The organism is Novosphingobium capsulatum NBRC 12533 (genome assembly GCF_001598375.1).
GTDB classification, from domain to species: domain Bacteria; phylum Pseudomonadota; class Alphaproteobacteria; order Sphingomonadales; family Sphingomonadaceae; genus Novosphingobium; species Novosphingobium capsulatum.
In genome coordinates this window covers 20,415-32,888 of record NZ_BCYV01000020.1, presented here as the reverse complement: position 1 = coordinate 32,888, position 12,474 = coordinate 20,415, and the positions used below count along the sequence as shown (strand labels likewise).

At 65.6% G+C, this 12,474-nt stretch carries 19 protein-coding genes; 16 read left to right on the top strand and 3 right to left on the bottom strand.

Annotated features, from left to right (window positions below):
• The first annotated feature begins 25 nt into the window (after positions 1–25).
• From SCA01S_RS17475 to SCA01S_RS17420, 13 genes are all read left to right on the top strand, one after another.
• Positions 26–670: a hypothetical protein gene (locus SCA01S_RS17475; protein ID WP_030090571.1), complete on the top strand. Its 645-nt coding sequence runs from the start codon at positions 26–28 to the stop codon at positions 668–670.
• Between the two features lie 20 nt (positions 671–690).
• Positions 691–1,974 carry a hypothetical protein gene (locus SCA01S_RS17470; RefSeq protein ID WP_030090572.1) on the top strand — a complete coding sequence of 428 codons (1,284 nt, stop codon included), beginning with the start codon at positions 691–693 and terminating at the stop codon, positions 1,972–1,974.
• An 18-nt stretch (positions 1,975–1,992) separates the two neighbouring features.
• A complete protein-coding gene (locus SCA01S_RS17465) occupies positions 1,993–2,829 on the top strand; it encodes a Mom family adenine methylcarbamoylation protein (protein WP_030090573.1) in 837 nt (278 codons plus the stop codon).
• A gap of 56 nt (positions 2,830–2,885) precedes the next feature.
• The gene (locus tag SCA01S_RS17460; protein ID WP_062787876.1) at positions 2,886–3,836 is read left to right on the top strand and encodes an adenine nucleotide alpha hydrolase family protein; all 951 of its coding nucleotides are present in this window, start codon (positions 2,886–2,888) and stop codon (positions 3,834–3,836) included.
• Positions 3,833–4,183: a DUF3768 domain-containing protein gene (locus tag SCA01S_RS17455; protein ID WP_030090586.1), complete on the top strand. Its 351-nt coding sequence runs from the start codon at positions 3,833–3,835 to the stop codon at positions 4,181–4,183. Before SCA01S_RS17460 ends, SCA01S_RS17455 begins: the two co-directional genes overlap by 4 nt.
• A 45-nt stretch (positions 4,184–4,228) precedes the next feature.
• Positions 4,229–4,423, top strand: coding sequence for a hypothetical protein (locus SCA01S_RS21915; protein ID WP_083216155.1), 195 nt, complete (start codon positions 4,229–4,231; stop codon positions 4,421–4,423).
• Positions 4,420–4,749: a hypothetical protein gene (locus SCA01S_RS17450; RefSeq protein ID WP_062787874.1), complete on the top strand. Its 330-nt coding sequence runs from the start codon at positions 4,420–4,422 to the stop codon at positions 4,747–4,749. The genes SCA01S_RS21915 and SCA01S_RS17450 overlap by 4 nt, the downstream gene beginning before the upstream one ends.
• A 73-nt stretch (positions 4,750–4,822) precedes the next feature.
• Positions 4,823–5,143, top strand: coding sequence for a DUF7673 family protein (locus SCA01S_RS17445; protein WP_030090587.1), 321 nt, complete (start codon positions 4,823–4,825; stop codon positions 5,141–5,143).
• Positions 5,144–5,306: 163 nt separating this feature from the next.
• Positions 5,307–5,819 carry a DUF736 domain-containing protein gene (locus tag SCA01S_RS17440; protein ID WP_062787872.1) on the top strand — a complete coding sequence of 171 codons (513 nt, stop codon included), beginning with the start codon at positions 5,307–5,309 and terminating at the stop codon, positions 5,817–5,819.
• 190 nt (positions 5,820–6,009) lie between these two features.
• Positions 6,010–6,270 carry a type II toxin-antitoxin system Phd/YefM family antitoxin gene (locus SCA01S_RS17435; protein WP_037505398.1) on the top strand — a complete coding sequence of 87 codons (261 nt, stop codon included), beginning with the start codon at positions 6,010–6,012 and terminating at the stop codon, positions 6,268–6,270.
• 3 nt (positions 6,271–6,273) lie between these two features.
• Positions 6,274–6,711, top strand: a complete 438-nt coding sequence (locus SCA01S_RS17430) for a hypothetical protein (protein ID WP_030090590.1) — start codon at positions 6,274–6,276, stop codon at positions 6,709–6,711.
• A 65-nt stretch (positions 6,712–6,776) separates the two neighbouring features.
• A complete protein-coding gene (locus SCA01S_RS17425) occupies positions 6,777–6,968 on the top strand; it encodes a hypothetical protein (RefSeq protein ID WP_062787870.1) in 192 nt (63 codons plus the stop codon).
• A 399-nt stretch (positions 6,969–7,367) separates the two neighbouring features.
• The gene (locus SCA01S_RS17420) at positions 7,368–7,688 is read left to right on the top strand and encodes a single-stranded DNA-binding protein (protein WP_062787869.1); all 321 of its coding nucleotides are present in this window, start codon (positions 7,368–7,370) and stop codon (positions 7,686–7,688) included.
• 32 nt (positions 7,689–7,720) lie between these two features.
• On the opposite strand, the gene SCA01S_RS17415 is transcribed toward SCA01S_RS17420, so the two are convergent.
• Positions 7,721–8,077, bottom strand: a complete 357-nt coding sequence (locus SCA01S_RS17415; protein ID WP_066703409.1) for a hypothetical protein — start codon at positions 8,075–8,077, stop codon at positions 7,721–7,723.
• Positions 8,078–8,589: 512 nt separating this feature from the next.
• On the opposite strand from SCA01S_RS17415, the gene SCA01S_RS17410 reads away from it, so the two are divergent.
• Both SCA01S_RS17410 and SCA01S_RS17405 read left to right on the top strand, forming a co-directional pair.
• Positions 8,590–9,564 carry a DUF2493 domain-containing protein gene (locus tag SCA01S_RS17410; RefSeq protein ID WP_062787865.1) on the top strand — a complete coding sequence of 325 codons (975 nt, stop codon included), beginning with the start codon at positions 8,590–8,592 and terminating at the stop codon, positions 9,562–9,564.
• 211 nt (positions 9,565–9,775) lie between these two features.
• A complete protein-coding gene (locus SCA01S_RS17405; protein ID WP_030090593.1) occupies positions 9,776–10,354 on the top strand; it encodes a hypothetical protein in 579 nt (192 codons plus the stop codon).
• A 72-nt stretch (positions 10,355–10,426) separates the two neighbouring features.
• Here SCA01S_RS17405 and SCA01S_RS22345 read toward each other — a convergent pair whose 3' ends face one another.
• Complete coding sequence (locus SCA01S_RS22345; RefSeq protein ID WP_157077779.1) at positions 10,427–10,591, bottom strand: hypothetical protein; 165 nt, start codon at positions 10,589–10,591, stop codon at positions 10,427–10,429.
• A 731-nt stretch (positions 10,592–11,322) separates the two neighbouring features.
• Between SCA01S_RS22345 and SCA01S_RS17400 the strand changes: the two genes are divergently transcribed.
• Positions 11,323–11,550: a hypothetical protein gene (locus tag SCA01S_RS17400; protein WP_062787863.1), complete on the top strand. Its 228-nt coding sequence runs from the start codon at positions 11,323–11,325 to the stop codon at positions 11,548–11,550.
• A gap of 113 nt (positions 11,551–11,663) precedes the next feature.
• On the opposite strand, the gene SCA01S_RS17395 is transcribed toward SCA01S_RS17400, so the two are convergent.
• Positions 11,664–11,882 carry a hypothetical protein gene (locus tag SCA01S_RS17395; protein WP_030090596.1) on the bottom strand — a complete coding sequence of 73 codons (219 nt, stop codon included), beginning with the start codon at positions 11,880–11,882 and terminating at the stop codon, positions 11,664–11,666.
• Positions 11,883–12,474: the final 592 nt, after the last annotated feature.

Genomic DNA, 12,474 nt, shown 5'->3' with positions numbered 1-12,474 from the left:
TCGCTCAAGACCGGAGGGCCATCCCATGACTTACGACGTCGCCATGCGCCACCAGCAGGCGCTCGACCCCAGCGCGCTGATCACCGTCGGCACCACCCTCCACGCGATCGGAGCCGCGATCAAGGATTGCCGCAACGCCGGCAAAGACGCCGAAACCGATCCCGCCGTGATCCTGCTCGTTCGCCACCTCAGCGCAGTGTGCGAAGATCGTCCGTCCAATCTCGAGCTTCGGCGCACCTGCATGGACCAGATCGCCGAAATCCGCCGAACGCCGGTCCTGCGCAACCTCGCCTATCGGGGCGTGAGCCATGACGAGGCCGCCAAGCGGCTCTTCCATTCGGAGGGCCGCACCGCAATGCGGCGCCTCGCCGACGCGCTGGGCCTATGCGACGGAACCTATGACATCCGCTCCAGCAAGGGCGGCCCTGCGGTTTCCGGCGAAATCACGCTCCATGGCGAGGAAGCATGGGTGCAGCTCTCGCTTGGCTGTTCGGGCCCGGGCCGGGAAGTCCTCTATCGCCGGGTTCGTGGCCGCGATGATCACTGCGGCGCGCGCAATCACTGGGCATCGGTCAATGATCTCATGGCGCCCGACCGTTTCGCCGACCGTCTGCGGCGCGACCTTCGTCTCACGCCGCCGGTCGAACAGCCGATGCGCCTCTTCGCCTGATCTCGACCGAGGCCGACCACATGATCCATGTCGAAAAAATCCCGCAGTTCGACCCCTGTTCGACTGCCACCTGGCTGGCCCGGGGCCGCGCACCGGAACATGCCGAAGCGATCGCGAAAGCCTGGCGCGACTTTCCGGACCTGGCGCCGACGGCTTCACCTGAAGATCGCATGGCGCGCACCCGCGCGCGCGTCCAGGCGATGAAGCCCGTCAACGACGCGATTGCCGCGCATAGCGAGGCCGAGCGCCAGGCGCGCAATTTCAGCTTCACCGAGGAGCGCGCCGTCTCAGGACGCGGTGATGAGCGCGATGCGGCGATCCTGCGTGGACGCGATCGTTATGGTTATGACTGGAATCTCGCGATCCGCTATGCCGATGGCTGGTACGCGGCCCATGTAGGTTGGAACCATTGTTCGCCGTCCAAGGCCGCAGAACGCCCGGCCTATGACTGCGGGTTCGCCGACGGCGGCGGCGACGTTGACGATCTCTTCGACGCGGCGCGCCGGGCCAATCGCGCTGCCGAACGAGCGCCCATCTCGATGCAGTCGCGGGGTGCGGTGCGATCGCTACCCTCGGACTGGCCGAAACCCAGCGACCGGCCCCGACCGACACCATGGTCGCGGCGGGTTATCATCCTGGGCGATCATCCGGCGGCGGCGCTCGGCCGAGGCGATATTTTGGAGCGCTATCGTAAGACAGGCGGCCGCTGCGGCGGTCACGCCATCATTCTCACCGCCACCAAGGGCTTCATATCCGGTGTGACCGCGCAGCCCGAGGCCGAGGAACTGACGGCGGAGCGGGCCGACGAGCTCATTGCCAGTCCCGAGCAGGAGGACCGGCTTCGCGCGCTCCTCGCCGGCATCGACATCGAGGATATCCTTGTCGCGCTGCACGGCGAATATCTGCGGGTTCTCGATACCCATTCGGCCGCATTGCCAACCTGTCGGAATCGCGAACGCACGCGCAACACGCCGCTGCAGGTCAAGGCGCACGCGAAACTCTGGATGGATCGAGGCCGCGAGGCCGGGAGCAATGTCGGCGCTGGCCACATCCGTTGGTCCAAGGCGACCAAGGGCCTGACTGCGAAGCTAGGCGAGCTGACGGCGCGCTATCAGGGGCCGGCGCCCGGCAAGGGGCATCTCGTCTCGATCGAACAGGACGGCACCCTCGCGCACGGCTTCATCGACCCCGGCGGGAAACCCCTCGCGCCGACGCTCATCGTCGGCAGCAAGGCCCGGTTGCGCGACGAGATGGCACGCGCGCTCCGCCTGTTCGGCGGGGCGACGAGATTTGCCGCCCGCTAACATTCGAGGATCCAAAACATGGAAACGAGCCGCAGCCAGCGCTGGCGCGAGCGCCGGGCGCTCTGGGCCCGCGATCTCACGGTCATCGATCCCAAATCCTATTCCGTCGAGATCATCGGACACGATGCCGCGCGCGCTTTCATTGCCCGCCATCATTATCTGCCGACCTATCCTGCGGCGCAGCTCGCGGTCGGGCTCTATGGCGCCGGGGCAGTCCTGGAAGGCGTCGCCGTCTTCGCCGTTCCGGCCACCGGAGCCGTAATCACGCGGCACACCGGCTTTGCCGATCCGCTACGCGGCTGCGTGCTCGCCCGCCTGATCCTGACAGACGCCGTGCCCCAGAACGGGGAGAGCTTCTTCGTCGCGCGAGCCTTTCGCCATCTGCGCCGCGAGAAGCCCGGAATCGAGGCCGTGGTTTCGTACAGCGACCCAAGCGCCGGACATATAGGCCGCGTCTATTGCGCGCTCTCGGCGGCGCACCGCGCCATTACGAGGCCGCGAACCGTCCTGCGCGCCGGCGACACAACGATCGCGGGGCGCACGCTCTCGAAGATCCGCCTTGGCGAGCGAGGCCATGCCGGCGCCATCGATCAGCTCGTTTCGCTTGGCCTGCCCAGGCCGGAGTTCGGGGAGATGCCTGCGACATGGCTTTGGCGGCTGCAACGCGAACGCCATCTCGTGCGCCATCAGCAGCCGGGTCTCTACGCCTATTGCTTCGAGCTCACCCGCGAAGCCCGCCGGCACGGCCGCGCACTGCCGCGACTTCCCTATCCAAAGGCCCTGCCGTTGGCGCACCCCACCTTTCAGTTCGATCTTCGCATCGAGGCCGAGAACCGCACAGCCGGCCGAGAATGAGGGGAGGGGGATCTTGAGGGTTGCGGCGATGGGCCGCGATCGAGGCCGAGAACTCCATGCACATCCCAAGCAACAGACGAGCGGTCGATACCATTCTGGTCGCCGCCCCGCCGCCCGTGGTCCTGGCCTATGGGATCGGTGTCGATTCCACGGCGCTGCTGATCGAACTCGAGGCGCGCGGCGAGGCGCCAGACCTGGTGCTGAGCGCCGATCCGGGCGCGGAGAAGCCCGAGACCTACGAATATCAGCGGATGATCGCCGCGTGGATGCACGCGCGCGGGATTCCCTATGAGATCGTCCGCTACGTGCCCAGGCGCTTCAAGCACTGGCCGCCCTATTATTCGATCCTCGCCAATGTCCTGACCAATGCGACTTTGCCGAGCATCAGCCTGGGACGGCATAGTTGCAGCCTCAAATGGAAGGTGGCGCCGCAAGACGCTTTCCTGAAGCAATGGGCACCGGCTCGCGCCGCATGGGCGAATGGGCAGAAGGTCGAGCGGCTGATCGGCTACGACACGTCGCCCTCCGATTCCCGGCGTCATGCCCATGCTGCCGGGCTGGACGATCCGCTGTTCCAGTGCCGCTATCCGCTGCGCGAATGGAACTGGACGCGCGATCGCTGCATCGCCCGGATCGAGGCCGCCGGTCTCCCGGTGCCGCCCAAGTCGAGCTGCTTCTTCTGCGGCGCCATCCGGCCCGATGAAGTACGCGCCCTGCCGGCGTGGTGCCTTCGCTTGATTGTCCTGATTGAGGCCCGCGCCGAACCGCGCCTGCGCACCGTCGAGGGATTGTGGCGCCGATCGACCAGGACCCGGCCCGGCAGGATCACCGATTTCATCCGCGCCGAGCGGCTGCTCCCCGAGGCCGAGATCGACGCGATCCGTCGCGATGCGCCGACCGATCTCATCCGTTTCCAGGACGCCGCCAGCATCGTGCCGATCGCCGAGCGGCCGACGATGGAAGAATGGATCGCGAGTTTCAACGCCGGCTTGATGGAGGCAGCATGACCAGCACCATATCCCGGATCGCCGAGCTCAATGACCGCGTGCGGCTCGGCCTCGATCGAAACGCGCGGATCGTGATGACGGCGACCTGTCTCGCCACATTGGCAGGCGGCGACCGCATCGTCAGCGAAGCCGTCGCCCAGGCCGCGGTACTCGCGGCCGTCCGGCGCTACGAATTCAAGCCTGATGACGGCCCGGAACGCAACTACGGGCAGTTCGAGCTCGAGGGTCACATCGTCTGCTTTCGCATCGATTATTACGATCCCTCGCTCGAATGGGGCTCGGAAGATCCTGCCGACGCCGCGGTGACCGTCCGTGTCCTGACGATCATGCTCCCCTGCGACGATTGAGCCGATCAGTCGCCTCGCCAATTTCCAACCAAAATGGAGGTAATCTTGCGCCGCATCACACCCGCGACGTCCGAGGACGGACAAGCCATTGCGATTGCCGTTGAACGCCTGCGCGAAGCCCGTAACCTGCTGCGCAGGGCGGGCGCGCGCCGCGCGGCATCGGCAGCAGGTCAGGCCATCAACAGCGCCGAAGGTGCCGCGCGGCACGTCGCGCACAGAATGCGGAGGACACACGCATGAGCAGGCACATTCTCCCGCCCAAGGCCGGCCATCCCGACGTCATCTGCGCGGCGGTAGGCTGGGACCGACCGCTCCAGACCTATTATGCTCAGGTGTGCTTTCGCACCGATGATGAGCCCGATGAAGGGGAAGCGCTGATCTGGCGGGGCACGGAACCGGGCGAGCTTCCCACGCCCGAGGCCGCGATCGCCGTTATCACGCCCTATGCGGAAATCCCGCCGAGGCTTGCCGAACAGCTCCTCGCCGACATGACCGCGACGATCGGCGAGAAGGATGGCCGGCACCAGGCCGAGGTCAAGCGGCGGCTGTTCGGCTCGATTCATTAGGATCGGGCCGTTCGAGGCAGAAACGCTTGCGCCCGGGTGTCGCCTCGATACCCTCTGCGCGCGGAGAAAACCGATGACGTCCGTACCGACAGATTATGATTCCGCCCGTGCGGCGCTGACACGGCTTATCCCGCTCGCCATGGGCGACACCGGGCAGGCGCGCCGCGTCGCGAACTTTCTGATGGCCTGGTGGAATGGCCCGGAGCTTGGTCATTTCGAGATCGCCGACATGTTCGGCCTCGACATCGACGTGGCAAACGACATCACGAGCGTGATCGGCTTTCTCGGCCAGAACGACCGCGGCGCCGTCTATATCGACGGTCTCGGTTTCGCCGAAGAGATGCAGGATGTCATTGCCCTGTGGCGGCCATCGGCAAGCGCTCCCCAGACTTGACACGCATCGCGTGATTGCGAGGCCCTGAAGTACCCGACGGCGCCGAAGTGGCGCGTCGGAGCGGCGCTGGCGCGCCTTACTCGGCCGAACGGCCGAGGAGAGGAGCGGGTGAGAGAAGGTGTTCGGACAAGGGGTTCGAGCGCACTTTCTCAGGAGACTTCCCATGAACATCGGCACCATCACCCAGAACGCCAGCGGCACCTACACCGGCAAAATCTCGACGCTCACGGTCGCGATCGTCATCGCCCTTCGCACCGTCCATTCCGCCAATCCGCGTGCGCCCAAGTTCGAGATCCTCGCGCTCTCGGCGGCACGCCAGTGGGTCCAGGTCGGCTCACTGTTCGAGCTGGCGTCCAATGCGACCGGCGAAATGTTCCTCAACGGCAAGATCGAGGATCCCAGCCTCGACAAGCCGCTCTACATCTCGGCGTTCCGTCAGGACGACGGCTCGTACAACATCGTCTGGTCGCGTCCCAACCGCCGCCGCGATGCGCCGACCGACACCGCCCCGGCCGACGACAGCCTGCCGCCGCTGCCCGGTGCGGACGAGCCGGCCAAGCCGAACGGCCTCGCCGGTACGGATGGCCTGGGTGAATCCTCGGCCGAGGGCGCGTTCGGCGGCGAGCCCGCGCAGGGCAATGGCCGCCGTCGCCGCACGCCCGAGATGGCCGACTGACGATCCTCTCTCCCTGCCGCGCGCGTCCCTCCGGCGCGCGGCAACCCCGCAGGGCTCGTTTGCCTCACGGCAAGCGGGCCCTGCCTTCGTTTCCCTGTGACCGTGTCCTCAGCTATCGTCCTCGCGCGCGCGACAGAGAGGACTTGAAATTTATCCGGAAACTCCGTACTTTCCGGACAGGAGAATCACCATGCCCCAGACTGTCAGTTCCGTTGAGGCGTCAAAGGCCTTCGGCCGCATCAGCCGCCAGGCGCTGGTTGCGCCCCTTACCATCACGCATCATGGCCACGATAGCCTCGTGTTGATGTCGGCCGCCGAATATCAGCGGCTCAAGCGGCGCGATCGCGAGGTCTTCACGTTGACTGACGTGCCGGAGGAAATCGTGGAGGGGGTTCGAGCGGCGCGAGCGCCGGCAGAAGCCGCTGCCTTCGATCACGAGGTCGAGTCCTGACGAGTGCAAATTCCCGATCCAGTTCCCGGCCTCGTAATTCGCTACTCGTATCTCTGGAGCCATGAAGCAAAGGCAGGTCACGAAGAAGGCAGCAAAGACCGTCCCTGCGCCGTGCTGCTCGCGACGACAAATAAGGCAGGCGCCAAGATGGTCACCATCCTGCCAGTGACCCATACGCCGCCGTCCGACACGAGCCTTGCCGTTGAAATTCCGCACGCGACGAAGGTTCGTCTCGGGCTCGATGATGATCGCTCGTGGGTCGTCCTCACGGAGCTCAACTATTTTCAATGGCCCGGGCCCGATCTTCGGACGGTGCCCGGCGATCCATTGGGCGAGGTTGCATACGGTCAGCTTCCAACCGCCTTCTACGAAACCATCCGCACCCGCTGGCTCGCCGCCTACGACGCCGGCAAGGTCACGCAGGTCAAGCGTACCTCCTGACCAGTATCGGCCGCGCCCGCATTTGCCACGCGGCGCGGATCATCGCGACTTCGGAGTGAGAACACATGGGAACGAACCAGCGGCACGGCAATCGGGCGGTGAGCACGGCCGAGACCTTGAGCGACAAGCAGCGGGCCGATCTCGCGGGCGCGCGACCTACGGACGAAGAGATCGCCGCCGACCGATGGGCTGATGAGCATGATACCGCGCGCGAAAGGTCCCGCCGCGCGAAACTCCGTCTGCCATTTCGCGCCTGAGGCCGCCGAGGCCGAGCAATACGAGGCTCTGCCCTCAATCCCGATCGCTGCGTCTAGCGGGCCTCGCCGAACGGGCTTGCCCGTGACCGATTGCTGAGCACGAACTCCTGAGGGCGCTCCGCCGCCGGCGCCGGGGTCAAGAGCAGCGCGCCGCGCGATCGTCCATCGGGTAGAGCCCCGCCGCGGCCAGCAGCCTTCCTTCGCCTGTTCCTGACACCTGCGGCGAGACGAAGACGTCCCGCAACCCCATCCGGTCGCCCGTGTTGCCGCTTCGCGGCTGCCCGCGCCAACTCCCTCCAGGGGTTCCCCTCCGCTGACGCTACGGTGCGGACCCTCTCCGCACGCCGCTCTTCGGTGTCACCGGCGGGAAGGCCGCTGGACCCAACGAGGAGCACTACCATGAACAACGTCAATCTCGCCGGCCGCGTCGCCAAGGACCCCGAGACCCGCGGCGCCGTCACCACCCTCATTGTCGCGACCGATCGCGTGAAGCTCAGGGACGGCAAGACCTATGTCGACGACGCCACCGGCTACACCGCCAAAGAGACAGAGTTCCACAAGGTCACCTGCTTCAACGGCCTCGGCAAGGCCGGCGCCTCGCGCAAGAAGGGCGATGTCGTCGCCATCACCGGCCGGCTGCACTATTCGAGTTGGGAGGATCGCGACGGAGTCACCCGGTACGGCTGCGAGATCATCGCCGACAAGATCGACTTCTTCTGACCCGGTAGAGCGGCGCCTGCGGGCGCCGCCCTTCAGCTCAACTGGCCCGGGAAGTTCGCGCGTCGCCCCGTCTCGAGGTTGTGGACCATGTTCTCGACGCCGATCGCGTAGAACTCGCCGACATGGAAGCTCGCCCCATCCCGGAGCTTCCACTCCTGATCGGTGACGACCTTGATCACGCTGTTCACCAGCGCGATCACGTCCTGCTCCGCCAGCGGATAGAGGATCGGCTCGATCTGCCACAGGCGGTCGCCATGAATATCACGTTGCCGCAGGAGCTGCTGATAGACGGCGAGTTTCGCCACCAGCCCCGGTGGCTCATTGCCATGCAACAGTGCAGCATATCGCGATAGACGCTCCTCATAGTTCGCCTGAATCTGGGCCTTCACTCTTCATTCCTTCAACATTGCCTGCGGCGTCGGTGCTCGATCATTTGGCGCATCCCGGCCCTTCGACAGGCTCAGGCCGGGACCGGCGCTCTACTCGCCTGCGGCTCCCGGAGCCACGGCCTTGCCGCGTCTCCGCCCTGCCGGGTTACGATCACCTTGCGGGGGTGATGGGGAGGGGGTTTCTCCTGGGACAGTATGGAGCGATTTGCTGTTAACCCGGCCGCCGCGCGGCCGGGGCAAATCCAATTCTCTCTCTAACATCTCGGTATCAGACAAGCTTCATCGCCGTAGTGTGATGTGCCTTGGGGGGCTTTCTCAAGGATGCGCGGTCCCCCCAATTTTCCCGGGACCGTCGCTGCGCTCTGGCCCCAAGAAAATCGGTTCCCCCACGCCCCGCCGAGGCGGCGCGGGGACTTGTCCCCGCGTCCCTGACAAAGCCCCGTCGGCCCATCCGATGAGATTTCATCTTTCATCCAATCCCGGATGAGAGATCGACTTGTTCGGAGGCTTTTATGACTTCTTTCAACAATTTCGCCGACCTTGCCAGCTTCGTCGCCGCGTCGCGTGAAAATGACGGACTGACCCAGACCTACGAGGGCGCGTTCATCGAACATAGCGAGATGGCCAAGCTCAGCATCGTCGAAGCGCCCGAAGCACTTGACATGCCCGATCCCGAGCAGGTGCGGGCCGCCACCGAGATGATGATGCAGACCATGTTCGACGTGCTGCGCGACACCCGCATGGAGCCGTTTGCGGCCGATCTGGCGTGGGGTTTCGCCAACAGCTTCCATGTCGTGGCGAAGCGTATCGAGGGCCGCGAGGATGACGCCGCCAAGAAGCTCGGCGATCTCGCACGCAGCTATGATCCGTCCGAGATCTACGCGACCGAACTCGAAGACACCCAGCTCCTCTGCCAGACCCTCCAGGGTTGCCGCGAGGCGATGGAATGCATGCGCGACCATGCCGCCGCGGTCTATCGGGTCGAAACCGGCAAGCCCTTCTCGCCGGTGCGGGGAAGCCGGGTTTCCAGCGCGCTTACCGCATCGATGATCGAGGCCCGCGACTATCTTGCCTCGAAAGCCCGGGAGCGCCGCGAGCAGTTCGCCCCCGAAGGCCCGGTCGTGGCGTTCTCCGGTGGTCAGGTGTGGGAGGACGTGGACCTGCTCTGGAACGGTCTCGACAGCATCAAGGCACGCATCCCGGAGATGATCCTCGCGACCACCGCGCAAGCGAAGGGCTGCGATGCCGTGGCGCACGCATGGGCGGCATCGCGCGGCGTCAAGGTCATCCAGTTCCGCCTCGATCGCAGTCAGGGCAACCGCGCCGCCTTCGTCCGCAATGACCGCATTCTCGGTCTCAAGCCGGTGGAAGCCGTCATCTGCGAAGGCTCGGGCATCCAGCAGAACCTCGCCCAGAAGCTGCGGCAGGCGGGGGTGCCGCTGCACATCGTCCGCCTCGCGCACCAGCGCACCCAGCGCAGCGCGTGAGTGCTCGCTTGGAGGGGCTCCGGCTTCGGCCGGGGCCTCTCCATCTTTTTCTGCGTGGACATGCGGCGCTCAGGGGCATCGAGCCCCTTCGCGCCGCGGGGGACTGAGCGCTGGCGCGCTCGCGCAATGGCCACCATTCGCACCGACTTCGCCCCGCCAGGCGGCCAGAGGGGAGAAGGGACGGGTGCTGCGTTCAGCAAGGGAGGACGAGATGTCCATTGTGTTTCGCATCACCACATCGGCCGACCATCAGGAACGCCAGACCGCCGTCATCAACGCCCGCCAGCTCGCCGCCTTCCGGGAATTTCTGCGCGGCCAAGGCGAGCGTCTCGACATGACCCTGCTGGATCCGGATTTCGCGGAGGACGACTATCTCTCCTATCGGTTCGAGGCGCGTGTCTGCCCGCTGGCGCTCGCCAGCATCGCACGCATCTTCGACTATCAGACCGATGTCATCACGGTGCTGGATGAGGCCCAGTTTCGCGGCCGCCGGGTCAGCGTCTATCGCGAGGGCGACACTGGCCCGATCACCCTGTCGGTCGGGCTGACCTCCGATCTCGGCCTCGAACTCGATCTGGCCTATCAGAATGCGTTCGCGCTGCTCGAAGGGCTTGGACTGCGACCGGAGAGCGTCGGCGAAATCCCGGTCGACAATGTCCGTGCCCGCCTCGCTGATCCCGCGATCCGGCGCAGCGTCGAAGCGCAGGGTGCAGCCCCATACCTGTCCCGGCTCGACCGCCTGATCGCGACCGGAGATCTTGACGACAGTTCCCGCCTGGAATGGGCATAGCCTCCGCCCGGACCAGACGTCGCGAAGGGGCGCGTCGCCGCGCGCGGCGCGCCCCGCAATGCCGCTGCGAGCCTATGCCGCGACCGGCGTTCGCGGTGTCAGCAGGGTATCGATCGCGCGCTGCAATTGGTCGGCGGCATCGACATCGTTTGTCGCCGCCAGATACTCTTTGGCCTGCCGCATCAATGCCAGCGCAAGCGCCCGTGTCACCGTCGGGTCCGTCTCCGAGAGGTCCATATCGCTACCTCGAGCGCGGTCCATCCTCGCGAGCTTCCGGGCCGTCGCTCCTCCCCGGAGAGCTCCCGCGCCGTGCGCGGGAGCCGGGGCTGGTAACACGTCGAGACATGCGCCTACGCTTTTAGTGCCAAGGCACCTGGACATGTGCGCAGGCACCCCGGCGTGAGATCACACCGAGCTGCCTTTCTCGACGGGATTACCAGTCCCGGCGCCGCAGCCTTCGCAGCGCAATCCGGCGCCTAACACAGACCTCCTGTGACACCAAGGCGAAGTCGTTTCGGCCCTGTCCAGCACCCTCCCGGATCAGTGGATTGTCCATCCGCTCCGCCCGCTGGCCGAGATCGGTGAAGGGTCCGTGCACGCCGTTCTCATAATTCGCAAAAGCCATGATGGGGCGGCGTTTCATCGTGACGACACCGGCTCGCTCGCGTGCCGCACGGACCCGTCGGTCCGCGCGCCGCTACGCCTTGCCGGAGGCGCTTCCCCGAGAGGAAAAATCTCTCACAGTCTTCCCATTCTGTCGGGCGGACGAGACCGTCTCAAGCCCGGCGGGGCCCCACCATTTTCTTCGGCGGATCGGGCGCTGCGCATCAATCTCGAACGACGGTGGCCGCCGAAGAAAATCGTGACCCCCACCGCCGCTTTGCGGTCGCCGGCAAGCCGGCGAGGCCTGACACGGTCCCGCCCGCCCGACGCCATTCCCCTGTCATTCAAGACGACAGGAGACGAACATGCAGACGATCACGAACATCGCCGCCGCCGATCAGCACGCCGCCTACTTCGCCGCCGTCGCCAATGCCGAGCGCCGCGCGATGCACAGCTACTTCGACCAGCATGTGGTCGAGGACGATGAGCTGGGGTTCCTCGCCATTGACGAGGGCGACTACGGCGCGCTCGGACAGGCGATGATCGACCGGATCGTCTACACCGCGCCGGGCGGCATCATCGACGAATTCTGAACGATAGGGGAGGGGCTGCGGCCTCTCCCCTTTTTTTGCTGGGAGAGGAACGGTCACGGGGGGCATCGAGCCCCCCATGACCGTGCCGCGGCGTTGCCGCGGCGGGGGATGATTCAGGCCTTGAGCCGCTTTTCGACTTCCTCGAAACCCAGTGTCTTGATGCGGGCCGTCAGATCGGCGAGCCGCTTAGGTTCAAGCTTCAGCAGTCCGGATTTCTCGATCGTCGCGATCGCCTGCTCGCGCTCTTTCTCTTCGAGCTTCCTGCGCCGCTCTTCCAGCCGGCGCTGATCCTCTTCGAGAGCCTGTCTCTCCTGTTCCAGTGTCTTTGCCATAGGTGCCTCTTGTGAAGGCTAATCGGGCTATGAACTGGCTGAACATAGCGCTGGTTGGTGAGGGCAGGAAGAAGAAGATTCATGGGGCTGGGCGCATCGGGCCTGCGCCCGACGACGGCTCTATTCGCTAGGGCTCCCGATGCCCTTCAGGCAACGAGAGCCCAACCTCACGGAGCCAAGGCATGCGCCTTGTCTCCGCCCTTCGGGTCACGATCCTCGCCTTTCCAACGCGGCCCTTTGGCCGACGTTGATGCTGCGCATCGGGGCTTTTCGCGCCCTGATCGGATCGGTGACACCGGCCTCGCGCGTTCCGCCTCACGGCGGCGCGTACCTCGCCGGTCCCGGCAACCGGCTCCTCTCCGACGACATCGTAACAGGCCCAGGGACAGGGGATCGGGCTCTTGGGATTAGCACACCCTACGCACCTGAAGGTGCATGAGTTCCGTTGTTTCACAACGGGTTAGCGCGGAAGGAAAGGAGACTACGTTGTAGTACGAGCTGGTGGGCGGGCAAAAACGGCGGAAATCAGCCATTCGCGCGTAGTCTGTGAGACTACGGCCTGCTGGTCCATGACGGTCAACTTGCCGGAACC

Excerpts from the sequence above, each read along its gene's own strand:
- SCA01S_RS17475 (WP_030090571.1), top strand. The coding sequence starts at position 26 with ATGACTTACGACGTCGCCATGCGCCACCAGCAGGCGCTCGACCCCAGC.
- SCA01S_RS17470 (WP_030090572.1), top strand. The coding sequence starts at position 691 with ATGATCCATGTCGAAAAAATCCCGCAGTTCGACCCCTGTTCGACTGCC.
- SCA01S_RS17465 (WP_030090573.1), top strand. The coding sequence starts at position 1,993 with ATGGAAACGAGCCGCAGCCAGCGCTGGCGCGAGCGCCGGGCGCTCTGG.
- SCA01S_RS17460 (WP_062787876.1), top strand. The coding sequence starts at position 2,886 with ATGCACATCCCAAGCAACAGACGAGCGGTCGATACCATTCTGGTCGCC.
- SCA01S_RS17455 (WP_030090586.1), top strand. The coding sequence starts at position 3,833 with ATGACCAGCACCATATCCCGGATCGCCGAGCTCAATGACCGCGTGCGG.
- SCA01S_RS17450 (WP_062787874.1), top strand. The coding sequence starts at position 4,420 with ATGAGCAGGCACATTCTCCCGCCCAAGGCCGGCCATCCCGACGTCATC.
- SCA01S_RS17445 (WP_030090587.1), top strand. The coding sequence starts at position 4,823 with ATGACGTCCGTACCGACAGATTATGATTCCGCCCGTGCGGCGCTGACA.
- SCA01S_RS17440 (WP_062787872.1), top strand. The coding sequence starts at position 5,307 with ATGAACATCGGCACCATCACCCAGAACGCCAGCGGCACCTACACCGGC.
- SCA01S_RS17435 (WP_037505398.1), top strand. The coding sequence starts at position 6,010 with ATGCCCCAGACTGTCAGTTCCGTTGAGGCGTCAAAGGCCTTCGGCCGC.
- SCA01S_RS17425 (WP_062787870.1), top strand. The coding sequence starts at position 6,777 with ATGGGAACGAACCAGCGGCACGGCAATCGGGCGGTGAGCACGGCCGAG.
- SCA01S_RS17420 (WP_062787869.1), top strand. The coding sequence starts at position 7,368 with ATGAACAACGTCAATCTCGCCGGCCGCGTCGCCAAGGACCCCGAGACC.
- SCA01S_RS17410 (WP_062787865.1), top strand. The coding sequence starts at position 8,590 with ATGACTTCTTTCAACAATTTCGCCGACCTTGCCAGCTTCGTCGCCGCG.
- SCA01S_RS17405 (WP_030090593.1), top strand. The coding sequence starts at position 9,776 with ATGTCCATTGTGTTTCGCATCACCACATCGGCCGACCATCAGGAACGC.
- SCA01S_RS22345 (WP_157077779.1), bottom strand. The coding sequence starts at position 10,591 with ATGGACCTCTCGGAGACGGACCCGACGGTGACACGGGCGCTTGCGCTG.
- SCA01S_RS17400 (WP_062787863.1), top strand. The coding sequence starts at position 11,323 with ATGCAGACGATCACGAACATCGCCGCCGCCGATCAGCACGCCGCCTAC.
- SCA01S_RS17395 (WP_030090596.1), bottom strand. The coding sequence starts at position 11,882 with ATGGCAAAGACACTGGAACAGGAGAGACAGGCTCTCGAAGAGGATCAG.